The 26,217-nt window shown below is 48.9% G+C and carries 22 protein-coding genes; 9 read left to right on the forward strand and 13 right to left on the reverse strand.

Annotated features, from left to right (window positions below; translation table 11 throughout):
* Positions 1-308: 308 nt before the first annotated feature.
* A complete protein-coding gene (locus tag K331_RS0103375) occupies positions 309-1,154 on the reverse strand; it encodes a methyl-accepting chemotaxis protein (RefSeq protein ID WP_226383526.1) in 846 nt (281 codons plus the stop codon).
* Between the two features lie 387 nt (positions 1,155-1,541).
* Between K331_RS0103375 and K331_RS0103380 the strand changes: the two genes are divergently transcribed.
* The 3 genes from K331_RS0103380 to K331_RS0103390 all read left to right on the forward strand — a co-directional run bounded on the left by K331_RS0103380 (position 1,542) and on the right by K331_RS0103390 (position 5,291).
* Complete coding sequence (locus K331_RS0103380) at positions 1,542-3,050, forward strand: pectate lyase family protein (RefSeq protein WP_028589183.1); 1,509 nt, start codon at positions 1,542-1,544, stop codon at positions 3,048-3,050.
* Between the two features lie 313 nt (positions 3,051-3,363).
* On the forward strand, positions 3,364-3,615 hold the full coding sequence (locus tag K331_RS0103385; protein ID WP_028589184.1) for a DUF3892 domain-containing protein: 252 nt from the start codon (positions 3,364-3,366) through the stop codon (positions 3,613-3,615).
* Between the two features lie 773 nt (positions 3,616-4,388).
* A complete protein-coding gene (locus K331_RS0103390) occupies positions 4,389-5,291 on the forward strand; it encodes a manganese catalase family protein (protein WP_028589185.1) in 903 nt (300 codons plus the stop codon).
* Positions 5,292-5,446: 155 nt separating this feature from the next.
* Here the strand turns inward: K331_RS0103390 and K331_RS0103400 are convergent, their stop codons facing one another.
* The 3 genes from K331_RS0103400 to K331_RS0103410 form a co-directional block, all read right to left on the reverse strand.
* Complete coding sequence (locus K331_RS0103400; RefSeq protein WP_028589186.1) at positions 5,447-6,034, reverse strand: DJ-1/PfpI family protein; 588 nt, start codon at positions 6,032-6,034, stop codon at positions 5,447-5,449.
* Positions 6,009-6,419 (reverse strand): GNAT family N-acetyltransferase, encoded by a 411-nt coding sequence (locus K331_RS28850; RefSeq protein WP_051289597.1) that lies wholly within the window; start codon positions 6,417-6,419, stop codon positions 6,009-6,011. The genes K331_RS0103400 and K331_RS28850 overlap by 26 nt, the downstream gene beginning before the upstream one ends.
* A gap of 106 nt (positions 6,420-6,525) precedes the next feature.
* The gene (locus tag K331_RS0103410) at positions 6,526-6,978 is read right to left on the reverse strand and encodes a MarR family winged helix-turn-helix transcriptional regulator (protein WP_028589187.1); all 453 of its coding nucleotides are present in this window, start codon (positions 6,976-6,978) and stop codon (positions 6,526-6,528) included.
* 120 nt (positions 6,979-7,098) lie between these two features.
* Between K331_RS0103410 and K331_RS0103415 the strand changes: the two genes are divergently transcribed.
* The 3 genes from K331_RS0103415 (at position 7,099) to K331_RS0103425 (ending at position 9,243) form a co-directional block, all read left to right on the forward strand.
* On the forward strand, positions 7,099-7,545 hold the full coding sequence (locus K331_RS0103415; RefSeq protein WP_028589188.1) for a GNAT family N-acetyltransferase: 447 nt from the start codon (positions 7,099-7,101) through the stop codon (positions 7,543-7,545).
* Entirely contained in the window at positions 7,538-8,173 is a 636-nt protein-coding gene (locus tag K331_RS28855) for a YczE/YyaS/YitT family protein (RefSeq protein WP_051289599.1), read from the forward strand. Before K331_RS0103415 ends, K331_RS28855 begins: the two co-directional genes overlap by 8 nt.
* 275 nt (positions 8,174-8,448) lie before the next feature.
* Entirely contained in the window at positions 8,449-9,243 is a 795-nt protein-coding gene (locus K331_RS0103425; RefSeq protein ID WP_226383527.1) for an alpha/beta fold hydrolase, read from the forward strand.
* A 261-nt stretch (positions 9,244-9,504) separates the two neighbouring features.
* Here K331_RS0103425 and K331_RS0103430 read toward each other — a convergent pair whose 3' ends face one another.
* Together K331_RS0103430 and K331_RS28860 are read right to left on the reverse strand one after the other, a co-directional pair.
* Positions 9,505-12,576 (reverse strand): X2-like carbohydrate binding domain-containing protein, encoded by a 3,072-nt coding sequence (locus K331_RS0103430; protein ID WP_028589190.1) that lies wholly within the window; start codon positions 12,574-12,576, stop codon positions 9,505-9,507.
* 410 nt (positions 12,577-12,986) lie between these two features.
* Positions 12,987-14,612, reverse strand: coding sequence for an amino acid permease (locus K331_RS28860; RefSeq protein ID WP_028589191.1), 1,626 nt, complete (start codon positions 14,610-14,612; stop codon positions 12,987-12,989).
* 177 nt (positions 14,613-14,789) lie between these two features.
* Here K331_RS28860 and K331_RS31345 point away from each other — a divergent pair, with 177 nt between their 5' ends.
* Complete coding sequence (locus K331_RS31345) at positions 14,790-14,966, forward strand: YjfB family protein (protein ID WP_018883150.1); 177 nt, start codon at positions 14,790-14,792, stop codon at positions 14,964-14,966.
* A gap of 59 nt (positions 14,967-15,025) precedes the next feature.
* Here K331_RS31345 and K331_RS0103445 read toward each other — a convergent pair whose 3' ends face one another.
* A complete protein-coding gene (locus K331_RS0103445; RefSeq protein ID WP_028589192.1) occupies positions 15,026-15,817 on the reverse strand; it encodes a PaaX family transcriptional regulator C-terminal domain-containing protein in 792 nt (263 codons plus the stop codon).
* Between the two features lie 149 nt (positions 15,818-15,966).
* Between K331_RS0103445 and K331_RS0103450 the strand changes: the two genes are divergently transcribed.
* Positions 15,967-16,662 (forward strand): metal-dependent hydrolase, encoded by a 696-nt coding sequence (locus K331_RS0103450; RefSeq protein ID WP_028589193.1) that lies wholly within the window; start codon positions 15,967-15,969, stop codon positions 16,660-16,662.
* Positions 16,663-16,925: 263 nt separating this feature from the next.
* On the opposite strand, the gene K331_RS0103460 is transcribed toward K331_RS0103450, so the two are convergent.
* From K331_RS0103460 to K331_RS0103480, 5 genes are all read right to left on the reverse strand, one after another.
* Positions 16,926-17,999, reverse strand: coding sequence for a site-2 protease family protein (locus K331_RS0103460; protein WP_028589195.1), 1,074 nt, complete (start codon positions 17,997-17,999; stop codon positions 16,926-16,928).
* Positions 18,000-18,116: 117 nt separating this feature from the next.
* Positions 18,117-19,295 carry a metal ABC transporter substrate-binding protein gene (locus K331_RS0103465; RefSeq protein ID WP_028589196.1) on the reverse strand — a complete coding sequence of 393 codons (1,179 nt, stop codon included), beginning with the start codon at positions 19,293-19,295 and terminating at the stop codon, positions 18,117-18,119.
* A 162-nt stretch (positions 19,296-19,457) separates the two neighbouring features.
* Positions 19,458-20,360: a metal ABC transporter permease gene (locus tag K331_RS0103470; RefSeq protein WP_028589197.1), complete on the reverse strand. Its 903-nt coding sequence runs from the start codon at positions 20,358-20,360 to the stop codon at positions 19,458-19,460.
* The gene (locus K331_RS0103475) at positions 20,294-21,013 is read right to left on the reverse strand and encodes a metal ABC transporter ATP-binding protein (protein ID WP_036634076.1); all 720 of its coding nucleotides are present in this window, start codon (positions 21,011-21,013) and stop codon (positions 20,294-20,296) included. The genes K331_RS0103470 and K331_RS0103475 overlap by 67 nt, the downstream gene beginning before the upstream one ends.
* Before the next feature lie 387 nt (positions 21,014-21,400).
* Positions 21,401-21,880 (reverse strand): Fur family transcriptional regulator, encoded by a 480-nt coding sequence (locus K331_RS0103480; RefSeq protein ID WP_028589199.1) that lies wholly within the window; start codon positions 21,878-21,880, stop codon positions 21,401-21,403.
* A gap of 313 nt (positions 21,881-22,193) precedes the next feature.
* Between K331_RS0103480 and K331_RS0103485 the strand changes: the two genes are divergently transcribed.
* Positions 22,194-24,767, forward strand: a complete 2,574-nt coding sequence (locus tag K331_RS0103485; protein ID WP_028589200.1) for a glycosyl hydrolase — start codon at positions 22,194-22,196, stop codon at positions 24,765-24,767.
* A gap of 157 nt (positions 24,768-24,924) precedes the next feature.
* Here K331_RS0103485 and K331_RS0103490 read toward each other — a convergent pair whose 3' ends face one another.
* A complete protein-coding gene (locus tag K331_RS0103490; RefSeq protein ID WP_028589201.1) occupies positions 24,925-26,208 on the reverse strand; it encodes an apiosidase-like domain-containing protein in 1,284 nt (427 codons plus the stop codon).
* Between the last annotated feature and the right edge of the window lie 9 nt (positions 26,209-26,217).

Raw genomic sequence — 26,217 nt, forward strand, 5'->3', positions numbered from 1 at the left:
ACCACTAAGCTTTCAGATCTCTATTGAGACCGCCCTAAACAAACAGGCGCTTCGCTCTATACCAGCGGAGGGCCTGTTTTCAGTTCCATACCGTGTCTGCAAAAATAAAACAAAACGAAGAAGCATCATCATCGTCATTTTCCCATATGCATATGTTGCATATAGCCACAATGTGATTTCATGTAGATCTGCATTCTTCATAGTTCGATTAGTAACACTATAAATGCAATATACAGACAATTAGAACCATTTCAAATCATATATATTGTTGAATGAATGTTGCTTGATGGATTTAAGAAAATTGCCACTTAGATTCGTTTGGCAATGTCCCGTATATTCTCGGCGTAGGCTGCAAGCTGCTGCATCGAAGCAGCGATCTCCTCTGTTCCTGCGGCCTGATTCCCGCTCAGCTCCGAGCAAGCAGTGAGCTTGACTCGTAGCTCATGGATGTGACTATGAATAGAAGTCAGCATCTCCTCCACCTCACTGGACGTAGTACTACTTGAGTCTGCCATCGTACGAATCTCCTTCGCCACAATCCCGAAGCCTCTCCCAGCTTCTCCTGCATGGGCAGCCTCAATCGCTGCATTAATGCCGAGCAGACGTGAATTATCGGCGATACTGCGAATGAAGCGAAGCATGCTGTCAGCCCGCTCCAGCTCCGTGAGCACCTGACCTCCCAGCTCATTCAGCACATGTACTTCTGACATCAGTGTATTGGCTGCTCCTGCTATGCCATCCGACAATTCCCGAATTTCAGATGAGCTATCGGCCAGCTTCTCAGCGGCTCCTTCAAGCGTTAACTGGTTGTGCAGACTGATTCCCATCGTCAAAATACCGAAACATTGCTGGTGTTCATTATGGAGGGGCATGGATATCGATTTGAAGGGATAGCCGTAGACCTCCTCCGGTACACTGACTGTAATCATACTATTCGTATCCAGAGCCTTTCGAATACCTCCCGTTGGTGGAATCGGGGCCCCAAGCTTGAGGCCTATGTCCAACTTTTCTCCGGGCAGATAATATATAAATTTCTCTTGATCCGTTAGGGCAAACATTACATCCGAAGGAATCAGTCTCTGCACCAATGGCAAAGTTGCCGCTAAGGAGCTCAGCATATGCTCTAGGCTGTTTGACGCGTCTTTATTTGTCATATCCACCATCCTCATTTCTCATGCTTACATTACAAGTCTACTAAGTATATCGGCTACCAGATTGATTTAATATGCGCTTATTTACAGCTGAATCACACAGAATATGCAACTTCGAAAAATGTAAATATAAGTCATAGAAAGCGCTTGCAATTCTTGGGGATTTTGCTATATGATGTTGCCATGAACGTTAGCAGCCTAAGTCTTGCACCGAGATAAGACGGTCTATATCTTGAGGGCGACAGGAGGGGTGTCCGGAATTGATCGTGTTCACAGCTTATACAGCTGCAACCAGAGCATGCTTATGCCAATCCATCAAATGATGGGGTAATCCATCTGTGATGGCTGATCGTCCTTCTTCTTTTAATCTCTATGAAATGAGGTACGTACATGAAGAAAAACTATTGGAACATGCTGATCGCGTCTGCCCTTGCTGCCGTCTTATCTCTTAGTGTAGTGCTGCCAGTCGGTGCTGAAGATGCCATTTCTGAAAACGTTAACATTTCTCCTGCCGTTAATGGAGTTACATCGGACGTGTATGCCAGTAGCCTGACTCTCGCCGGGGCCAACAGCGTCTATGATCTGAAGGGCTTCTCAAGCGGGAATACCGGGGGCGGGATCGTCGCCGAGAGCAATACGACGCTGTATAAAAAAGTGTATACGGCCTCAGATTTGGCTGCAGCTTTGAAGAAGAACTCCGGCGTCAAGGTTGTAGAGATTATGAACGACCTCAATCTGGGCTGGAATGAACTGCCGACCGATGCCAAAAAGTCACCTTTTGCTGCACATAACTCTCCTCTCACCCATCCTGTGCTGCTGCAGACCGGAGTCAGTAAGGTAACCATTGATGGCTTCGATGGACTGACCATCTTCTCTGCGAACGGCTCCAAGATCAAGCATGCTGCCTTCACGATCAAACGGAGTTCCAACGTCATCATCAGGAACCTTGAATTCGATGAGCTCTGGGAATGGGACGAGTCCAGCAAGGGTGATTATGACAAGAACGACTGGGACTATGTCACAGTGGAAGAGAGCGACAAGGTATGGATTGATCACTGTACCTTCAACAAAGCCTACGACGGGTTAGTTGATTCCAAAAAAGGAACGTCTGGTGTAACTGTGTCGTGGTCCCTCTTCAAAGGGGACGACCGTTCCTCTAATAGCTGGGTAACCCAGCAGATTAACGCTTTGGAAGCCAATCGCTCCGCATACCCCATGTACGATTATCTGCGTAGCAGCGCTGTTGGTCTGAGCAAGAATGATATCATTGCCGTGGCTAGCTCCCAGAAAAAAGGACATCTCGTCGGTGCCAATGAGCTAGCGTCAGATAACCCTGATCTGAGCATTACACTGCATCATAATTATTATGTAGACCTGCAGGATCGCTTGCCTCGTCTTCGCGGCGGAAATGCACACGTGTACAATGTCGTTGCAGATAGCTCCGCTGCAGAGCAGGCGAGCAAGATCATTACTCCTGCGATGGCAAGTGCCATCTCCTCCAAAGGATATAAATTTGGCGTTACCAGTAACGGGGCAATCTCTACCGAAGGTGGAGCTGTACTTGTCGAGAAATCACAGCTCATTGGCATTCAGTATCCGCTACGCAACAATCAGAAAAATGCATCGAATGCCACATACACTGGCAAGATTAAGGCTGTAGATACCATCTACACCTTTAACGGCCAGACATTCCGTGGAGGCAGCGAGACGGCTAACAGCCCATTAGCACCTATACCAGCAACGGTAATCCCCTTCTCGTGGTCAGGCATCTCCTCACTGCCTTACAGCTACAGTCCGGAGGACCCTGCTGGGCTGAAGACTCTGCTTAGCGGCAATAACGGAGCAGGTGCAGGAAAGGTGTCATGGGATAAGCAGAACTGGCTCAAGACATCCTACTAGATTTGCCTATTATCGAGAAGCGACAAACCCTATGGTGGTTTGGTGGTTTGGTGGTTTGGTGGTTTGGTGGTTTGCTGGTTTGCTGGTTTGCTGGTTTGCTGGTTTGCTGGTTTGGTGAGTTGGTGAGTTGGTGAGTTGGTGTGCCCGATGGACTCAATGAACTTGGTATAGTCCCCCTTCGATATGGGGACGATACGCATAGCCAAGATCAGCTTATAAAAGATAAGGAGTTGTTCGACTCATGCAATCTAACCAATCTAACCAACCTAATCAACTTAATCAACTTAATCAACCTATTCAAACCACACAGTCCATGCAGCCACTCCAATCAAACACCAATACGCGCGAGACCTTCGTCGCTGTACAAAAAAACGGTGACGGTGATCTGACTGCATTTCAGACCTCAGGCGGGCGCGTATTGGATTATCAGCAAGCACTGCTGGAGGTTCAGAATGGTACCATCGCTGGGGTCAACGTATTCAAGGGAAAAGACGGGGATGCCTATATCCGCGGTGATGCTGACGGAGATCCGACCAATAATCTGGACCAGCTTCCCCTATTCTGATTTTATTTCAGAAGACATCAAGAGAAACGACTCTGACGCCATTCATTGCATCACGATGAATGGCGTTTGACCTTTTACAAGCCGCAAAGATTACTTAATCTACGACAAGATTATTACCTTCCAAGTAGACTCATACAGCAACAACTAGATTGAACCTGCAAAAATAACTCCTTCTATTCATAGTGCACCTACTTGTAGGCACCTTTGTGGATGATTTGATGATAATCACCATTGCAAAGCATAACGAACTGAAATATATGGGCTGTAATGTAGCAAATCCAGGGCTAAGCCCTGGATTTTGTTGTGTTACAAAGCTCCGTACTACTGTGTCATCAGAAAGTCTGCTTAAAATAGTTCAACACATAAAATAGAAGAGTATATCTTCTTTATTCGGGAAAAGCTTAAAGAAGGTCACGCGCGACACCTCACCCAATCGACAGTTATTATCCACCCTCACTTCATGGCGCATACGTCCCTGCATGAAATGCAGGCTGCTCCATAGATCGTAATTTTGGACTTCGCTGTCTTCATTCTCCACCAGGAAGTGTTGTAAAGACATTCGCATCTCTGGTTCAAAATTTTGAAGATTTGGTGTAAATTACCCTCTCTTATTGGAAAAACCTGATTCGAATTTCCAAATAACGTATATGTACAAGTATATCCTCGTTGCTCTGATAGCTGTTACGCCAGATTGAACTGGATGATGAGCGCTGCGTCTAATTGGTTAAGCATTAGTCCAATTCATTAAAGAACTACAAGGAGGCTACACAAAGATGTTCAAACGTATGGATGAGATTGCAATTGAAATTCCTAATGTCGGAAAGCCAGACCCTAATGCTGCTGCTGCGGTACAGGAGCTTCTTGGCGGGAAATTCGGTGAAATGTCGACTCTGAACAACTACCTCTTCCAGTCGTTCAACTTCCGCTCCAAAGAAAAGTTAAGACCTTTCTATGATCTGATCATGAGTATTACCGCGGAGGAATTGGGCCATGTCGAGCTTGTCTCTCACGCGATAAATAAATGTCTGCAAGGATCTACCTTCCTTCAGGACCCCGACCGCTCACCGCTGGACGGCGTAAAGGATGCTCGCTTATCCTACCACTACTTAGCCGGAGGCCAAGGAGCCTTGCCTGTCGATTCAATGGGCAACCCGTGGAACGGTACTTATGTCTTCAATAGCGGTAACCTTGTGGAGGATTTGCTCCACAACTTCTTCCTGGAATGCGGAGCCAGAACCCACAAGATGAAAGTATACGAGATGACAGACCATCCAGCGGCCCGTGAAGTAATCGGCTACCTGCTGGTCCGTGGCGGCGTTCACGTCGTGGCTTATGCCAAGGCACTTGAAGTGGCTACCGGGGTCAACGTTACAAAGCTGGTGCCTATTCCCTCATTGAACAACAAAGCCTTCAATGAAGCACGCAAGTATGAGGACAAAGGGACACACACGAAGCTGTATACGTGGAGTGACAAGGATTTTACAACGATTGATCAGATCTGGAAAGGTACTCATCCTGAGGATGGCTCCACATTGGAGGTCGTGCATGGTGTTCCAGCAGGTGCTCCCATTCCAGAGGCTCCAGCAGTGGAAGAAGAATTTGCCCCCGGTATATCCAAGGACGAATTCAACGAAATCGCCAAGCGGCTCAAGCAGGCAGGAAATATCACAAGCTAGACCAGCTGGCAGCTGAAGGATAACACAGGGCTGTAATTCATTGAGGAGCTCCTTAGCTCAATAGCTAACCATGATTCGTTGTAGGCTACGTCATTCGCAACAGCAGGAGATTGTTGTTGCAACGAATTCTCTCCTGCTGTTGTTTTCAATATCGTTCATGCTTCTTCTACAACAATTCCCTGTGTCTCGTAGGGATAATCAATGCCTCGCTTCACCTGCTCCTTCGCTTCCTTACCCAGTATTAACTCAACCATATACAGTCCAAGGTCAATCGAGGTGGATACACCGCCAGCTGTGATTACGCCCCCATCCTGTACGATTCTAGCCTGCACAACCTCGCTTACATAGGGTTCGAGCAACGCATATTGCAGCGGATGGGTAGTTGCCTTAATATCCTGAAGTAGTCCAGCTGCCCCGAGCAGCAGAGAGCCTGTACAGACAGAGATCAGATATTGCGCGTGCTCGGCCTTCCTCAGCGAAGCTACAAACTCCTCATCATACCGCAATTGGCGTGTACCCATTCCACCCGGAATGAATACAGCATCATATTCTGACAGATCAGGATTGACGTTGTCGATCTTGATGGTAAGGCCGAGCTCATCACGAACCTCTGTATGGCGGGCACAAATATCAAAGGTTGCGTCCCTCGTGATGTCAAAATGCCGTAATTTTGTGATCACATCATAAAACCCTATGAAATCCAGGAAAGTAACCCCATCAAACAGCACGAGAGCAAACTTCATAGCAAGACCTCCTACTCCACAAAAATACGAGCCATATAATATTCATCCACGTGTTGTCCACGAATGCGAATGGAGTTCCTCTGCCTAGCCCTTGGCTCGAGTATTCACGCAATACACCGATAACCAGATAGGCACTATGACGAATCTGCGCCAATTCACTGCCCCGTGCAACTAGATGACCTACCAGACGCCCTTCGTCCTCCGCTACAAGAATGGTTGAATGCTCAGCATCCAGCAATGGCTGGTTGATGAATCGATGCTGCTCGACTGAAGTCGTTCGCTCATCAGGCTCCAGCAGCATGAATTCGCTCTCCTGATCCAGCGTATAGCATAATTGAAGATGCTGTTCCAGATCAGCTTCTGTTAACGGCCTGATCTTTATCATATGTATATTTCCCCTTCTCATGAATACACCCTGTTTATCACATTCCCCTAACATTGTAGCAGAAGCACAGGTTTTTCATTGTGACATGGGACTCCTCCGGCAGCGCTTAATATTCCCGCTTGTTCCCCTTTTTCACATGTTCCCATTCAACCTCAACGTTATGCCGAACCTGCTTCAGCAGTCGATAAATCGTCTGGGTCTCTTCCTCGGAAAGGCCTGCAAGCGCCGTGCTATTGGAATATTCCCCTTCTCTTCGCAAAACAGGATAGAGACTTGTCCCCTTCTCCGTGGGATAGAGCTTTTTGATCTTCTTATTCTTATCATCATCCCTCTTCTCAATGAAGCCTTGCAGCTCCAGCTTAGCTATGGCACGAGCCGCTGTCGTACGATCCACCTTGAGCATCTCTGCTACCTTCTCCTGAATCGTTCCAGGGTTCTCACATATTCGCACGAGATATAGGTACTGTCCTTTGGTTAACTCAAACTCCTTGAATTCAATATTGCTGATTGAGTCTAATGCTCTTGCGATCATTCCGATTTCACGGAGAATTTCTGGCATACACACACCCCTTGTTTTTTGTTGCATTTACAACAATAATCATTTCGTATATACTCTTCTTGCAACCTAGTTTTATTATGACGTGGTGCGCGTACTAAATCCAGAGTGGATGAACACGAAGTGAATGTGAAGAGAATAACAGAGGACTTTGATCTGCAGCGTGTGATGAACATTCGCAAGGAAGTATTTGTCCTTGAACAAGGCGTTCCCCTGGAGGACGAATTTGACGAGTTCGATGTATTGGATGGCTCATGTGAGCATGTATTGGTATATCATGAACTGCTTCCGGTAGGAACAGGCCGAGTCCGGCAAGTAGACGGGACGGGGAAGCTGGAGCGTATCTGTATCCTTTCCTCCTATCGCAAGTATGGACTTGGCAAGGTGATCATTCAGGCACTGGAGGAAGTGGTGCGAGAACAAGGTCTCTCCCAGGTGAAGCTCCATGGACAGACCCAGGCCGAAGGCTTCTACCAGAAGCTAGGATATCGGACAGCATCGGATGTCTTCATGGAGGACGGTATTCCTCACGTGCTGATGACGAAGACGCTCTCCCCTACATATGCGTAGAGCAGGCACCTTACGATATATCTGGTTTGTAATCGGCATAATGATCCTTACGCTTGGGGTTTCTCTCACCATTCAATCCAATCTGGGAGCCTCACCCTTTGATGCGCTACTTGTTGGGTTATCTCAAGAGGTGGGACTTACGGTAGGCAGTTGGGAATTAATTATTGCTATTATTTTGATCGCATTCAATGCATGGCTGGAAAGACGGAGGCCAGAAATACTAGGACTGCTGAGTGCTTTTCTGACAGGGCTCGGGATTGATATGTGGCTATGGGGATTGGAGAAGATACTTACCCCTGACCCATGGAGCCTGTGGATTAACCAGCTGCTGTGCTTTGCCGCTGGTCTAGTTATCACAGGACTCGGCACTGCAATATATTTGGTTACCCGCATGGCTCCAATCCCTGTGGATCGACTAACCCTGAATCTTCAAAAGCTGCTTCACACGAACATACAGCTATCCCGAACGTTGGTGTATATTCTATTCCTATCTCTCGCTTTGCTACTTCATGGTCCTATTGGGCTGGGGACGATATTAACGGTATGCTTTGGCGGGTGGATTCTGGGTTTCTTTATGTCTTTTACTGGGAGGAAGCTTCGCTTGAGAGCATCACATAAAAACACCTGAAAATCCAAATAATGAATTGAACCACAGTTGACAGGTTGAGAGCCAATAGCTGCTCGACCCCACTGGCCCATAATGAGGAGGTTCAATGAATGAGAAGGTCCCTATATATCCTGAGTTCACTAGTATTGGCTGGAATGATTAGCATAAGCACTACATGTCCTGTAGGAGCAACTAGCGCTGCTGCAACTGCTTCCACTGCTATAACTGCCATAGCTGTGGACGCTAGCAAAGTTAATCCCTTTTCCAATACTCATTTGGCAGAGGGAAACACCGCAATGCAACCGGAAGGGTTAGCTGCAACCGAAATGCACAATACACATAAGCCACAGAAGCAGCAAGCACTTACCTTTGTTCTCGTCCATGGAGCATGGGCAGATGCTGCTTTCTGGGATCGGACGGCTGAAGCTCTACGCAAGCAAGGACATACTGTCTATGCTCCTGAATACGCTGGCCATGGCAGCCTCTATAACCCCCGCGTTACTCACGATCAAATCGCTGACTCTGTCGTCAAATATATTAAGGACAAACGTCTCAAGCATTTTATACTCGTCGGTCACAGCTTTGGGGGATCTGTCATTCAAAAGGTGGCCGAGCAGGTACCTGAGCGAATTCAGCGTCTGGTCTTCTGGGATGCCTTCGTCGTGCCTGACGGGCAAAGTGTGGCCGAGCAATTCCCGGCACCACTGCGGCAAGCATTCCAACAGCTGCTGGACGCCTCCGGCAACCATACGATCAATCTGCCCTTTCCCGTCTTCCGAGACACCTTTGTGAACACAGCCACCTTGCGGCAGGCCAAAGATATCTACAGGAAGGTTAAGCCTGAGCCGGGCGGACCTCTTTTTGAACCACTAGAGCTCAAGACCTTTTATCAGCTAGGGATGATCCCCAAGAGCTATCTCTTTTTGACGTCCGACATAGCACTACCGCAGACGCCTTTCGGGTTCCATCCCTCACAGAGCAGTCATCTTGGTCAATACCGCCTTATTGTTGGCAAAGGTGACCATATGACATCAGCCTTCGTCCACCCTACCTATCTTGCACATAAGCTGTATGAGGCAAGCCGGGACTGAGCTCAAGCGGCACCCCAGGATTCTCCCTTCCACAAACTCACATGTCAGCAAGCGACAGTCATCCCACAACTGGGGTTAACTATCGCTTGCTGCGAATCACTTATAAATTTAGTAAAGCTATCCGGTTATGGGTTGTCAGACACTAAATTCAAATGCTCAGTTCTTGCCTCCAGTTCATATGCTAAGCTCACATGCTTAGTCGACATGCCAAGTTCATGACCCGGCTCATTCACTCAGTTGCTCAGCCCACATGTTTGACGATCATTTAGGCTCTCTACCCCAAATTAGCTGCCCAGCCACATAGACCGGAATCTCCGGACGCTCGATGTAAGCGGTTGCTGAAGAGTTGAAAGAATAATCATCAGCCTGATTATAGTTACTCCAGTCGTTCTTCACGATGCGCACTTGAATGTCCAGACTTTGGCCTGCAGACAGGGTACCTGCTCCTGCTCCAAAGCCAATCTCGGCGTAGGTATCTGCCGTGACGGAAGGCTGGGTTACCTTCTTGAAGCTTCCTTTCAGATGTTCTGCCCCGACAGTAGACCAGTCGAAGAAGATCTGCTGTCCCTGCTCTCCGTTAGCTGTATAGTAATAACGCAGAGTGACATCCGACAGCGCCATAGGCTCACTTCCTGTGTTCGTTAGACGAATCCTCGGATTCAGTGTGTTGGAAGCAGGTGCTGTCGTTCCATTGTAGGCTGCCACCTTCAGCGCCCCATCGGGAAGCGGGGTAGTTGGCGTTGAGTCCAGTACATTTAAGGTCAACGTAGCAGGATTGCCACTGCTGAAATGGAAGACCAGTGCATGGTTCCCCTTCGTCAATTCGGCCAGATAGTCCTTCAAGATCGTGACTGTCGAGCCGACAACGGTGTAATCACGGCCTTCGACAAGTGTGGCTGCACCGCTGCGAACATCAGTCAGTGTATTCCCATTAGGTGTGATAGTAACCTTCACATCGCCCGCCACCTCGGGATTGAGATCGAAGGTTGCGCTTTGTGGAGTAATGGATGCCGATTGCCCTGGCAGCTGCGGCGTATTCGTCGGATCGGCATATAGAATCCCCCGCCCGTTCGTGCCCAGATATACGCGTCCATAGATTCTCGGATCGCCTGTAATGGCTACATTTATAGATGCATATTGATGTGCATCATCGTTAATACGAACCCAGCTTGCGCCAGCATCATCCGAGCGGAACACACCGCGCACATCATCGACCTTGGCGCTTGTATAGATTGCCATGTAATCCTGACCTGGCGCTGCCTTACCAAAGCCTACCACATTAGCCTCCTGCACATTGGAGAGCTTGGTGAAGCTGGCTCCCGAATCCGTCGAATGCCATAATCCGTACAATCCGTCCCTCGAGCCTCCTGCTAGCCAGATATCCCCTTCACGTCCTGGCATGGCCTTGAAGTCCAGGTCACCGCTGGCCGGTAATCCCGTTGCCGCTGTCGCTGTGAAGGTAGCTCCCCCGTTGTTACTTACATAGAAGGTCCCAGCCGAGAAGCCATAGAATTTATCCGGATTCACCCGATCCGAAGCTACCTTGGCACCTGCTGGAATACCCGTGCTGAGCGTCCACGAGTTACCTGAATTTGTTGTGTAGTACACGCCTTCAGCAAGACTCCAGACGATAGCCTCTCCATCCGCAGCCAAGGCTACTGTGCCTCCGCCTTCCTTGGTCTGAGGATGGTTGGCAGTGTACCAGTTCGCTCCTCCGTCACGGGAGAGACCAAAGATTTTGGCAGTCGGATAATTGGCATCCACTCCTCCAGCTCTTACGACAAAGCCAGGGTCCAGTTCAGCATAATCCAGACTGAATGAGTTAGAGGGATTCAAGTGCATTCTGGTCGGCACTGCATCCAGTTGAGTATGCCTAAATCCGCTGATATCAGCCAAGGCACTGATTAACGGGGCCCCCGTAGGCGGACTGATCAAATCTCGAACGTACGTCTCCTCTATCCCCTTGGCCATAACTGAAATGTCTATTTTGCCATTAGGCTCGTCCCAATTGGTGACATTGTCACTTCCGTATAGTGTAGCCCCGGTTCCATACATCATCCGATCACTATCGAACGGGTCAATCTCCAGATCACCGATCATCCAGCCGAGCTTAGGTGTAGTCTCCGGTGGAGCAGGATGCGAGCCAAAGTCAAGCCAAGGAGCCGCTGATATATCTTGCTTGTACTTGAGCTTGCGGCTTGGATACCCGTCCCATTCCCAGATTGGGCTCCATGTCTCTCCGCCGTTAGTGCTCCGATAGATCTGTTCATCGGGCCACCAGGCATTCAACGAAGCGACCATCACGGTGTCAGGGTTCTGTGCATCCACAGTCAGGCCGCCGAATCCAAAGTGCAGATCAGGATCATTCGATTTGAGTGGGCTGACGTCTGTCCAGACACCTGTGGCTGTATCCAACTTCCATACCGCCCCTTTCTCCCCACGATACGGTCCCGCTCCGTCAATGTAGCTGATATACAAGTCACCGTTCGCGGACAGCACACCATGGTGCGGTATATAGCCTGCAGGCTGGCCCGGAATTGCGGTCCATGTCACGCCCCCGTCTGTGCTGCGGAACACATTATTGCTCTTATCTGCGACACCAACATATATCGTCTGAGTAGCAGTGCCCGGCGCACTTGAGGTCTTGTCGAAGGTAATCCAGGATAAGCCCACGATGTCACCCTGATAGGAGTCCCCAGGAACCTCAATATAGGTGCCCGGATTCGGGAAAGCATTTACTTGCGTCCATGTCGCTCCATAATCACTGCTCTTCCATAATCCATTGCCGCTACGTGCTCCAAAGTACAAAATATTATTCTTATTGGGATCAACAGCCAGCCGCTCTCCCATCGACCGTCCAGGCATATTGCCGCCTACCTTGAACGGAAGCTGTGTCTCTGCCCAGGTATTCCCTCGATCTGTAGAGCGCAATATATATCCATTATCGGGGTCCCAATCATTCGTGTACGTCCCCACAGCCATGTATACCCGATCAGGATCGACAGGGTCCGTGGCTAGCGCATCGACCCCATTTTTGTTCCAGTCCTCGAATCCGACCCAATCGGTTAGCGGTATCCAGCTTTCGTCACTGGGATTCCAGCGATAGGCGCCTCCTATGTCAGTTCGTGCATAGATCAGATCCTTTTCGCTTTCATTAAAAATAATGCCTGGAATAAACCCGCCACCTCCACCTGTGACTACACTTTTCCACGCATAGGATTCACTAGGTGCCGCCTCCAGCGAATTTGGAAGCGCTAACATAAATGAAGAGCCTAATAGTGCCGTCGCCAGCACCATCGTTCCCCATTTGCGACCCTTTCTTAGCCTCGACATGACAATCCCTCCTTTTTCATAGTGGATGAATTTGTTCAACCTCTGAGAAAATAAGAAATGAATGCTCATCATCACCTCACTTCCTTCAGCATGCCAGGAACATGATGCGACTGAACGATCTGTTGCTTCCTGCGGAATTATCCCTATCCACGGAAGTTGTCCAATGCGCCGGTTAAGAAAGGAATTATTTTCCTTTCAACATCTTAACACAAACCATTCCTCGCATCCATAGTTTCAGCTCAAAAAAAGTAAAAGTTTTACATTTTTAGTCAAAATAAAAACACTGTATGCCGCATCGCACACAGTGTTCTTCACTCCTCTATACTTGCATATTTCCTACCTACGTATCTCATATACCCACTTAATTTTCGCTACCCGCTCTGCTTACATTGGCTTGTGGATCAAGTATATTAAGGCTTGTCAGGCCTTTCCTGCTCCTGTTGAGCCTTTGCAGAGTGCGACGACTCGGACTCCTCCACTATGGGGTGATGCATATTCGCATCATAAGTCTCCTTGCTTGATCCCTTTCGTCCATTCCGTTCACTCCCTACCTGTCGGACTGGAGTCAGCTCTTCAGCCAGCTCTGCTGACACTGGAGTATAGGCTGGAGCAGGAACTGGACCTTGCAGCTTGGACCGCAGCGTTATGGCTTCCACGCTACTGCCGGCTGTGAGCCGCCTACGCTGCAGCAGTGCGCGAGATAGATATATCGCAGTGAACAAGGCCATGAACGACAAACCTGCTATCAAGCCTCCTCCCTGCCCCGGAATCAGTGGCATACTCACGATAATGACAAGCAGACCTGCAATCGCGATCCACGAGGTATACGGGAACCCGCGCATTGGTTGGGAGGCAGCCAGAGGGCCTCTGTTCCTGAGACGTAATCTGTAGTGACTTAGCAGCATCATGACATATGAGAATAACAGGGCGAAGCCGCCTGAACTGACCAGAAACAAGTAAACGCTTTGCGGCAGGAGCAACCCAAAGCCAAGTGCAGCCAGCATGCCACTACCGGAGATGAGAATCCCGCGATAAGGGATATCAGATCGGTCCTTCATCCAGCGTGGTGTGTGCCCTTCCTCTGCCAGTGAGCGCAGCATCCTGCCTAAGCCAAACACGGAAGCCAGCATCGTCGAGAGAATCGCAGAGACGAGCACAATGTTCATGACTGTGCCAGCCCAACCGAGACCATAGACTTGAAGCGCGGACACGAATGGGCTAATATGCTCCGATATCCGCTGTGGCGGCATCAGCATGAACAAAGAGACCATCGCTAGCAAATACAAGGTTACCAACGTAATCAACGTATACCGGATCGCCTTCGGAACGATAATGTCCGGCCGAGTCGTCTCGGAGGCTGCCAGACCAAGCACCTCAAAGCCCGCATAGGTGAACATGACCATCAGCATGCTACCGGCAACCCCACGAATCCCACCAGGCAGCCACGCGCCATGGGCCAGCTCATCTACGCCCAATGGACGTTGCTGTCCCGAAAAGGTCACCGCGACCAGAATTCCAGCTACGACGACGAAGCCCATTATGGCCGCCAGCTTCACCGCCGCAAGCCCACTCTCCAGCTGACTGAGCCGCTTCGCACCCAGCAGGTTCAACAAGGTGACAGTGATAATGATTAGCGCTCCGACTAGTGGTAGCGAAATCCCAGGGTACCAGCCTTGCAGGAGAATCGAAGCTGCCGTAGCTTCGCTAGACATCGCAAGCACCAGTCCACTCCAATAGACCCAGCCTACAATGAAGCCTGCCCCCTTTCCGAAAGCCTGCTCTGCATAGCTACGGAATGACCCTGCTGCTGGTTGCCCCACGGTCATTTCAGACAACGCAGAGAGAATGAAATACACGAGAATTCCGCCAAGGATATACGCGAGTAGCACCGACGGTCCTGCTGCGCGAATAGCAACAGATGATCCCAGAAAGAAAGACCCACCGACCACGGTTCCCAGCGCCAGCATCGTCAAATGCCACACCGACAATCCTTTATTGTGTTGATTATTATATGTCTGCTTATCGTGAGCCTCCATAACTCTCCTCCCGTACTTGTGTATACGAGAAGTATTTGCATGCAGCGTTATGCTTAACCAAAGTTTTTGCCTTGTCTTGCCATACGGCATACAAATGCTGGTAATTACAAGATTTGCAGACCATAACCGATATATACACATGTACAACACTACTCTCAATGGAAGGAGGTGTACACGATGGATATTGGAGCTTTATCCATGGCCATGAGCCAGGGCTCACTTGCTCAAGCAGCCAGTCTGAAAATGCTGTCCGTGTCTAAGAACATGGCAGAGCAGCAGGGTCAGCAATTAGCAGAAATGATCCAGAGTGTACCCCACCCGAATCTGGGTCAGCAGCTGGATATTCGCGTCTAAGGCAGGAGAAATGTAAGCAACAAGGCCGAGCAGGTGTACCCTGGTCGGCCTTTTATTATTCACACAAGAAATTGATAATAATCCGAAGAACTGGGAATGAGAGTAGCAAACGACTGAAATGAACGATACAACTCGGCAATTACACGGCGTCCCATCCAATCCTCTGGAAGCAGAGCAATCGGGAGCATCGGGTCTCTAAGGCTGAGCTCGCTAATAACCTCTCCAATGTGCAGATAAAGAACAAATAGCTCGAGCGGGTCCATCCCACCCCTGATCTCCTGATTCAAAGCCGGCAGGAACTCGGCCTGGTACCAATGCCACTTCTCTTGGTACAGGTGATGAATATCTCCTAGTGGCCAGATTTTAGTTGCCCGCTCAGGGGTAATGTCTCCAAATAGCATCGCTGCTTCAGAGATCGTGACGTATTCATTCATCGAGGACGCATGAATCCAGGGCAGAAGCTGCTTGCTATAATCCCAAGGCGAGACATAGACACCTTTGTACAGTTGACCAAATCCAAGCTGTAGTAGATGTAAGCGGAATTGGTCTCTTTTTACCCTCTCATGCTCCGGTACCTCAAAATGTACAAAACACCACTTTTGATTCCAATCCACATCGTATTGCCATGGCTTCCGATTCACGAAGGATAAGAACTGCTCCCCTTTGTCTACAATGGAATACAGAGAACGCTCCTCCGCCTGAATATACTTTTCTTTCTTCATTCGTGATAAAACGTTACGGATCGACTGTTCCTTATAACCACGCTTGGTATAGATTTGAACCAATTCCTTGGTATGCATACAACGCTTTTTTGTCAGCAGGAAAAGGATCTGTTTTTCAATAGACAGCATTCGTTAATTGAACTCCTTCCAAAATACTCGCTTACATCATACTACAATAGTTTGAACCCAAAGGAAATAAAGTTTGACAAGAAAAGAAAACAAAAATATAATCACACTGACGTCGAAAGACAAAATAAAAGTATGTGGAGGGAGTAAAAATGAACCTTACTTTTCATGGGCACTCTTGTATTCAAATTTCGGACAAGGAGCACTCGATCATCATCGACCCATTCCTGAGCGGCAACCCTGCTGCCAAGACCAAGCCAGAGGACATACAGGTTGAATATATTTTACTTACACACGGGCATACAGATCACACCGCAGATGCAGAAGCGATCGCTAGAGCTAACGATGCAACGATTATCGCTACTTTTGAGCTTGCTACCTATTACTCCTGGAAAGGAGTGAAGACGATCGGAATGAACATGGGTGGCACTGTGGATCTCGGATTTGCCACAGCCAAGCTAGTTCACGCGTTCCACAGCTCATCAATCGTATCGGATGATTCCCAGAGCATCGTCTATGCAGGCATGCCCGGCGGATTTATCATAGATTGGAACGGAACTACACTTTATCATGCCGGAGATACCTCCTTGTTCGGTGATTTGAAAATGTTCGGCGAGCTTCACGATATTGATTACGCGATACTGCCGATTGGTGATTTCTATACCATGGGACCGAAGGATGCTCTGATTGCGGCCAAGTGGCTGCAAGCCAAGAACGTGATCCCGGTCCATCACAGTACATTCCCAGGCATCGTTCAGGATGCCGTCGCCTTCGCCTCTCAGCTGAAGGAGCAAGGTATCGGAGGCTTTGCACTTCAGCCCGGAGACCAGCTTACACTTGAGAAATAAATGAACAAGCCCATCATCTATCTAGAGATACATTGACTCCAATATAGATGATGGGCCATTCAATGTTATATCTGATTGTTACGAATGTCCAAGGACATCACCTGCTGCAGGAACTGGCTGTGCTTCTCCTTTTTCAGCAGAGCTTTCATCGGTTGAGCCTGCTTGTCTGGTGGGTCCGTACCCTCACAGCAAGAATACGTCTGCATACAAAAAAGGACGGCATTTACCGTCCCATTGTCCTGAATCTTGTTGTGGCTGTTCAATCACGTTAAATTGCTATATTCGTGGGTAAGGTACATCATTCCTGCAAGGAAAGCTGCAAGCATTACATACCCGATTCCAAATTTCCAGCGCGTAACGGCAGGCACCTCGTAGTAGGCATCGTTCTCATAGAGAGCGGAATCCACCTGACAGTGCACACGCAAATACATGCCATCCTCCTTCGGGACCTGCTCTATGCTAGTCGTATAGACCTGCTTCACAATGCCCTGCTGCTTGAGAGGAATCGTGCCCTCAAGCTCCATACTATCCCACCGTAATTTGACGAATTGCTGCCCATCGAGGGTACTATAGGACGTCCAATCCAGCCCACGTCGATGATGTGGCCCAGGTAGCGGAAAGCCTTGATCCAGCAGATGCTGCACCGGGATCAGGAAGCTGTCCTTATCCTCCAGATCAATCTCATTCTTCTCTTTCTTGATATACTTCTTATATAAATCATAAGCAAAGAGAGCCCAAATGATGAAGAACAGGAAGGATTTCAAATAAATAATAGCTACAAGTCCCCCAATAAGACCAATCAGCCATAACCAGCGAGTTACCGCTGTAGCAATTCGCCCCCCATCCAGCGGGTGAATAGGCAGCAAATTAATCAGATTCAGAAAAAAGCCTACATAAGAAATCGCATAGAGCAACTGGTGATCAAGGATATGAGCGAGAGCAAATACAGCCGTAGCCCCTACCGTTCCCCAGAGCGGACCGCCAAAAGCCATATAAGCTTCAGTGGCAGCATCACGGGGATGACGCCGCATATTAATCAGCGCCCCTACGAATGGAATAAATACAGGTGCTGATACCGGAAGTCCTTTACGCTTGGCGGCAATGACATGCCCCAGCTCATGTATGAACAGCAGCAGCACGAAGCCAGCTGCAAAGCCCCATGGATATAACAAAGCATACGCTCCGATCGAGGCTGCCATGGATACCAGAGCTCCACCGAATTTACCCAGCTTGAACAGCGCGAGTAGAGATTTCCCTTTAGCTAGGAGAAATACAGCAAGCGCGCCAAGCTGAAGCCATGTCGAGCCTGTCTTCCTTGTTTCCTGCTTCAAGTCCATCACATTCCTTTCCCGGGTGTAGCCAATTATTGCTATCTGATTATTAAAACCCAGGGAAAGTATTCATGTCAAATGCTGTGAAAAATGGCCACCCGAGCTTCACAAATTACACACGGTTTATGCCTCGTTAAGTGCGCGTACCAAAGCCTGCAAATTATCCTTCATAATCGAGAGGTAATCACGATTGTTCTGCTCATCCTCAGCTGTCAGCCCTTCAAGTGGGTTTAGCACATCCGTCTTAGCCCCCACCTCGTCGGCAATCGTCTGCGCGATCTTCGGATCTACCAATGTCTCGAAGAAGATCGTCTTCACCTGATGCTCTCGTACGAAGCTCACAACCTCGGCCATCTGTCCCGGGGATGGCTCTTGCTCTGGCGACAGTCCAGAGATCGGTACCTGCACCAGTCCGTATTGCTGGGCCAGATATGCGAACGCAGCATGCTGGGTCACAAATTCCTTCCGCTTGGCCTGCTGGAGCTGGGCGCTAAACTCTTTATCAAGCTCCTGTAGCTTGGCTACATAGGCAGCCGCATTCTTCTCATAGTCTGCCTGATGAGCTGGGTCCTTGTTGATCAGTCCATCACGGATGGCCTCTACCTGCTTTTGGGCCAGCGCTGGACTTAGCCATACATGCGGATCAAGTGCGTAATCATGGTGATGGCCTTCTGCCCCGTGCTCATGATCGTGGCTGTGCTCTGCTGCAACTTCGGATGCATGGTGGTCATGGGCTTCAGTCGCTGCTTCAGCTCCGTGATCATGCCCATGATCTGCCGTATCATGTGAACCCTCAGCCTCGTGGTCGTGGACATGCTCTGCTGTGGCCTCTGCAGCATGCTCATGATCATGCGCGTTCGCTCCCTCGCCCTCATGCTCATGCTCTTCTCCTTCTGTACCTTCCATCAATTGCAGTCCATGGCTCGCCTCCACGACAACACGCTTATCGTTCGCTGTGCTCTCCAGTGCCTGCTCAGCCCAGCCTTCCACAATACCGTTATATACGAAGACATCAGCTTCCTGAATCTTCGCCATTTCCTTGGCACTTGGTTCCCAATCATGCGGCTCCGTACCGCTCGGAACGAGCATCGTTACGTCAGCGTGCTCTCCGGCTACCTGCCGTGTAAATTCATACATCGGGTAGAAGGTGGTCACAACTTTAATCGCAGCCGCTTCATTCCCTGCATTCACGGCTTTCGATGTGTCATCGCTCGTCGTACCAGCGGTATTAGAACCGCAGCCTGTCAGAATGAATGCTGCACCCGCAGCGGTAATAAATGATTTTTTCAACCATGAGTTCATAATTCGATCTCCTTTGCGTTATATATAGACTTTCTTCACCAGCAACTTGACCAGATAAAATATAGTGTAGAGCCGCTGTCCTTTAACGGTTACGCTTCTCAGACCATTCAACCTGAAATGATCCGCGGAGCGTGGTCGCTCTGAGCATTAACGCGCTGATCATTAATGCTCTGCCGTTTTACGAACATCCTGCTTATGAGCAGGTACGTATGCCCGGATTGGCCCGGCTTCTGGAACCGACCTGCTAGTGAAGCTCTTGCTGACCATCCGAATCAGCTTCTTCAATGAAATTCCTGCGATCAGAAAGAGCAGCAGTACGAAAGCAATCGTACCTCCTGGTGGTGTACTGAACTCATAGGATGCCGTCAGTCCAGTGAAGACACCTGTAAGCCCAATAATCATGGCAATGACTAATGCCGACTGAAAGCCTGGGGCAATACGGATCGCAAGAGCTGCAGGCAGCACAATTAGCGCAGACACCAGCAATACACCAACAATTGGCATGGCTGCGGCCACAATCATCCCGGTAAGTACACTGAAGCTATAAGAGATAAGATTTACAGGGAGCCCACTGGTTCTGGCGGTCTCCTCATCGAAGGTGATCAGATAGAGCGGTCTGCGGAACACAAAGAAGTACAGCCCTCCAACGACAGCGACGAATAGCATCAGGAACAGCTCTGTACTGTTGACAGCTACGACCGAGCCGAATAGATAGGAGGAGAAGCTCTTACTAATCTTCTGATCCAGACTCATGATAATGACAGCCGATGATAGTCCACCTACCATAATGATGGCGATGGAGATCTCACTGTAGGCTTTATAGAATTTCCGTACAAATTCGACGATGAACGCCCCTAGCACCGCGATCAGAAATCCACTGATGGTAGGATTCATTTGCAGATACGCTCCACCAGCAATCCCTGCCAGCGAGACATGCGAAAGCATATCCGCCATAAGCGCCTGACGTCGCAGCATCAGATACACACCGAGCACTGAGGCTACAAGTGCAATGAGTCCACCGGCGTAAAATGCCCTCTGCATGAAGTCGTAGTGCAGCATTTCCATCCTCCATCCTCCTTTCGCTCCAGCTCGATTAGCCGATCAATATATGGCTCTACCTCAGACAGTCCATGAGTCACCATAACCACAGTCCGTCCATGCTCCTTGACCTGATGATCAAGCAGCTCATAAAATCCTTCTCGACTCGCCTGATCCATGCCTGTTGTCGGCTCATCCAGCACAAGCAGATCCGGCTCCTGAGCCAACGCCCGTGCAATGCAAATCCGCTGCTTCTGTCCTCCGGACAGCTCGCCAATTTTACGTTGACGCAGCTCCCACATGCCCACTTGTCGCAATGCGTCCTCGGTCAGTTGCTCATCTCTGCGCTGAAGTCGCCGTAGCCACGAGCCCGTCACATGCCTGCCTGAGCGTACGAATTCAAATACCGAGCTGGGGAAGCCGCTGTTGAATGCAGCAATCTGCTGCGGGACATAACCAATAACCAGCTTCTGTCCTTCTTTATTCTTCGTGGTCAGATATACATTGCCACGCCATGGCTTCAGCAGACCAAGCATCAGCCTCAGCAGCGTAGACTTCGAGGCCCCGTTTGGCCCGGTGACAGCAACCATCTCACCACTATGTATCTCTAGCGTAGCCTGCTCCAGTGACGGCACATCATCATAGCCGAAGACTACATTTTCCAAAGAAGCTATTACCATGATACGTCCTCCGTTCTCTATACGATTTGTCCTGCACTATCCATTGAAGACTCCTCGTATCTCGTATCCAATCTATTAATTATGTAATTATTACGATTAAATAAATTCAAAAAAATAAATGCCTTCCCAATCATGGCAAAGTGCATTTCTAAAAAACGTAATTATTACTAATAGAGCATATCAGCTTTTAACCTTTAGGTCAACACCCATAGAAAAAGAGCGGCCACGATCCGCTCTCCTCTATCCGTGTCATATTCATTTGTGACATGATTGAATGCCGTTCTCTCGTTGCTAGCTGCAGTCGTGTACACATCTTGAGCCTAAATTGCCTAGTTCTTTGCTTTGGAGAAATATAGACTGTGGACATATCAGAGCTATGAACTAATGTCAGGATTGAACCGGTGCTTGCTGACATTCCTCACATACCCCGTATACCTCGAACCGATGGTTCACAATCTTGAAGGAGCCTGGCAGCTTGAGCGCTTGCTCCATCGGACAATAATCGAAAGTAAGTGTCTTCTCACAGTTCACACAGATCAGATGGTGATGATGATGCTCTGTGCAGCTGGCCCGGAATTTCAGACCGCCGTCCATAAAATAAAACTGCTCCAGTGCGCCCATCTCGCTGAGCAGCCGCAAATTACGATATACCGTGTCAAAGCTTACATTAGGATAAGGAACCGTCATCTGTTCATATACGTCCTTGGGCGACAGGTAGCCTTCCGCCTTCACGAAGATATCTGCAAGCTTGCGGCGCTGCTCTGTAATCCGCCACCCATGCTGGACCATGACATCAATGATATCCTCCACCGTCGGTTTATGACTATGATGTCCACCATGTGTGGATTGATGGTTGCCCTTTGTCATGATGATCGTCCTTTCTTTACCCGAAATTCACAACCGGAGCCATGCCGTATCTACCACGGGAAGCCCTGGAATACAGACTATGACCGGAACGCCCCGGGATAAGTGACAAAATTGATGCTACTATTATTTTAACAGTAAAATCGTCTTTTCGCCATCTGTCCCCTTCTTTCAGCTCATCTCCGAGGTGATAAACTTTTCAATGTCGATATATTTACAAAATTTGGTACACATGCTATCTTTACTATGAAAGCGCCACCATGAGCTGAAGATGCATAATTATTTTTCATATTTTACATGGAAAGGGACGATGTAAATGAAAAATGTGCTCACGAAGGCAAGCTTGATGATGTTGGCATTAACGATGTTGATTGGATTACTCACAGCCCCCGCTCATGCGGACACCCCACTGTTCACGATTGAAAGCGAAAATGCTGAGCTTACCCCTGATCTTCAAGTGGTAACCCAGATTTACGGACAACCGAAGCCTGGATATACGGGTAGCGGATTTGTCTGGATGCAGAATTCCGGTACGATAACCTTCAAAGTCACTGTCCCCGAGACCGGCATGTATTCAATCTCCACCCGCTATATGCAGGAACTTAGTACTGACGGAAGACTTCAATATCTAGCGGTTAACGGCGTTACCAAGGGCTCGTATATGCTGCCCTACACAACTTCGTGGGCAAATTATGATTTTGGCTATCATAAGCTGAACCAGGGAAGCAACACCATCCAACTGAAGGCGGGTTGGGGCTTCGCTTATTTTGACAGCTTCACTGTGGATTACGCCGATCTGGATCCCCTGAATGTGCAGCCTGTCCTCACTGATCCTCAGGCCACACCGGAAACTCAGCTGCTGATGAACTACTTAACAGAGGTGTATGGCAACCATATTATCTCGGGTCAGCAGGAGATTTACGGAGGCGGAAATGACGGTGATTCGGAGCTAGAGTTCGAGTGGATCTACAATTTGACTGGCAAGTACCCTGCCATCCGTGGCTTTGATCTTATGAACTATAACCCGTTGTATGGCTGGGAGGATGGTACAACAGATCGGATGATTAATTGGGTGAATAACCGCGGAGGCATCGCGACAGCCTCCTGGCATATCAATGTGCCGCGGGATTTCAATGCCTATGAGCTCGGAGAGTTTGTGGATTGGAAGGAAGCCACCTACAAGCCGACCGAGACTAATTTTAATACAGCCAATGCCGTAATTCCTGGAACAAAGGAATATCAATACGTGATGATGACCATTGAGGATCTGGCTGAGCAGCTGCAAATTCTGCAGGATAACGATGTGCCCGTAATTTTCCGTCCGTATCATGAGGCTGAGGGCAACGGTGGATTGAACGGGGAAGGCGCATGGTTCTGGTGGGCTTCGGCAGGTGCAGACGTCTACAAGCAGCTATGGGACCTCATTTATACGGAGCTTACCGAGACGTACGACCTGCATAACCTGATCTGGGCCTACAACAGCTACGTGTATAGCACTTCTCCGGCATGGTATCCTGGCGACGATCAGGTAGACCTTGTCGGCTACGATAAGTACAATACGATCTACAACCGCTATGATGGATTATCTGGCGTGCCTAACGAGGATGCCATTACCTCGATCTTCTACCAGCTTGTTGATCTGACAGACGGCAAGAAATTGGTAGCCATGACGGAGAACGATACCGTTCCAAGTGTACAGAATCTGATGGAGGAAAAATCAGGCTGGCTCTATTTCTGTCCTTGGTATGGCGAGCATCTCATGAGTACGGCCTTCAATTATCCAGAGACCCTGACCACGCTGTATCAAAGCGACTATGTCATTACCTTGGATGAGCTGCCTAACTTAAAGGTTGACAATCCTACCCCTAATGCGACCATCACACCTACGAACGTCGAATTTGACAAAAATGAACCACAAACAAGCGATCAAGCCATCACAGTGAATTTCAACGACCACACGTTAACTGCTCTTCGGGCAGGCAACAAAACGTTGATCGAAGCCCAAGATTATACCTTGAACGGAAGCACGCTCCTGCTGACAAAAGAATTCCTGGCCGGGCTGCCCGTAGGCGAGCACTCGATCGTCTTTGATTTTAATGAAGGACAGGACCCTGTGTTAAAGGTGAAAATCGTCGATTCTACATCGGGTGTCTCCATTTCACCTGTGAATGCGACATTCGATAAAGCAGCCGATCCGGGAGAGGATATATCCGTAGCCCTGACCTTGAACAGACAACAGCTGACAAGCCTAACGAGTGGATCTGTTACTCTTCAAGCGGACGAGGATTACACCGCATCGGACACTACAGTCACTTTGCACACATCCTATCTTTCTACACTTCCCTTGGGCCAGCATGAGATAACCTTTCATTTCAGTGGAGGAAATAGCGCTGTGCTTGCAATAACTGTCGTAGATAACACGGTTACTGTACCTGCGGGTGACTTAACCATCCAGGCCTTCAACGGCAACACAAGTGCCTCCACCAATGGAATTGCACCCAAATTCAAGGTAGTCAACACTGGCGATTCGGCGATTCAACTAAGTGATGTCACGCTTCGATATTACTATACGATTGACGGAGAACAAGAGCAGAGCTTCTGGTGCGACTGGGCCAGTATCGGTAGCGAGCATGTAACCAGCAAATTCGTCAAATTGGAGAATCCGGTTGACGACGCCGATTACTATCTGGAGCTTGGCTTCACAAGTTCGGCTGGAGCATTGGCTCCTGGCGAGAGCGCAGACATTCAAGCACGCTTCTCCAAGAACAACTGGTCCAATTACAATCAAGACAACGATTACTCATTCAAGGCATCCAGCAGTCAGTTCGCTGACAACGAACAGGTTACCGGGTATATGAACAATCAGTTGGTCTGGGGGATTGAGCCATAACAATAAGGAGGCCGCAAAAAAGGGTTGAGGCAGGGAATACTTCCTGCTCCAACCCTTTATACATATTCATGCTTATGTTTTTTTTGCGATCGGAAAAACACTGAACAACGGATGCCACTGTCTATTCACACCCAGTAGCTGAACTTGAGGTCAACAGCTATGGCTTCTTGACTCCCAGCACAAGCACGTCTCCCTCAAAATCATGCATGCCCAGCACGGTCTTCTGATCCTGCACCGTTACAACGGGCTTGGCAAAGCGTCTATTCTCCAGATCAATCATCGTCAGCTCGTAGCCCGACAGATCAGCATTCAATGTAACGACAGTATTTATAGGGATATATACAGCTACTCGATCCACAGCAGGTGTCGCTGCCGCACGAATTTCTTGCGTGTTGTTAAGGACGATCTCCCAAGGCTGTACATCTACCAGCTGATATGTCTCAAATACCCACTTGGCAAATCCATAGTCCCACGCACCCTCGAACTTCAGCGCCTGGCTCCATTCATAGGGGTTATCGAAGCCCTCCCCCGTCACACCGAAGCGCTTGCCTTTCTTATGCCAGCTCCATATGCCATGTGCTCCGTACGTAATACCTGCGCCTGCTCCTGACAAGAGACTTTGCCAAGCGACCTTGCGCACATCCGCCCGCTTGAAGCGACCGTAGACTCTACGGCTATACCCCATTTGCTCATAGCATGGCTCTGAATTCAGAACAGGACGTGTCTGCGGCTTCTGGTTGAACTCCAGGGCCAGCTCATAGGCTTTGTGCTGAAATTCAATATTGTGACCTGACTGATACATATAGAAATCCAGATTGGTATCGGTAGCAAAGGTGTCTGGAATTTCTCCCAGTCTGCCCTGGATGTGAAGTGTAGTCAGGCAATGCGGACTTCTCTCCTTCACAAGCCGTAGTGCCGTCTCATAATAAGCATTGGCTCGTTCTGATGGGAAATCCGTGTCCCCACTGACGATATATATGGGGTTGAAGCGTGAGAACTTGTTCGTTACATACTCTACGTAAGGCGCGACCGCATCCAGTGGCATCTTCTTCTCCTCACGTAATCGTGCAGCCCAGGTATCTGGTATATAATTACACCACAGCAGAACTAGTGCAGGTACGAATCCTTTATCGACAGCCATCTGCACCATCTGTTCGGCACGTTCAAAATAGCCTGTATTCAATGTGTAAAAATCAAAGCTGCCATCCTCCAGCACAGGAAATGGCTTGTAATCCAGATCCGTACCACTCGCATCCCATTGCTGAAGCATATTCATCTGCAGGACGTTGAAGCCTTGACTCCGGCGATAATCCAGATATACGGTCCATTCCTCTAGCGAAATATTTGTAAAGGCGCTCCACAGCGTATCCGCTAAGTAAAAGAAGGGCTGACCGCCCGACTGAAAATACCTTCGGTTGTCTGAAATGGTGAGCTGGTGCAACGTGATGCC

Origin of the sequence: Paenibacillus massiliensis subsp. panacisoli DSM 21345 (assembly GCF_000426545.1) — a bacterium.
In the GTDB taxonomy this organism is placed as follows: Bacteria; Bacillota; Bacilli; order Paenibacillales; family Paenibacillaceae; genus Paenibacillus; species Paenibacillus panacisoli.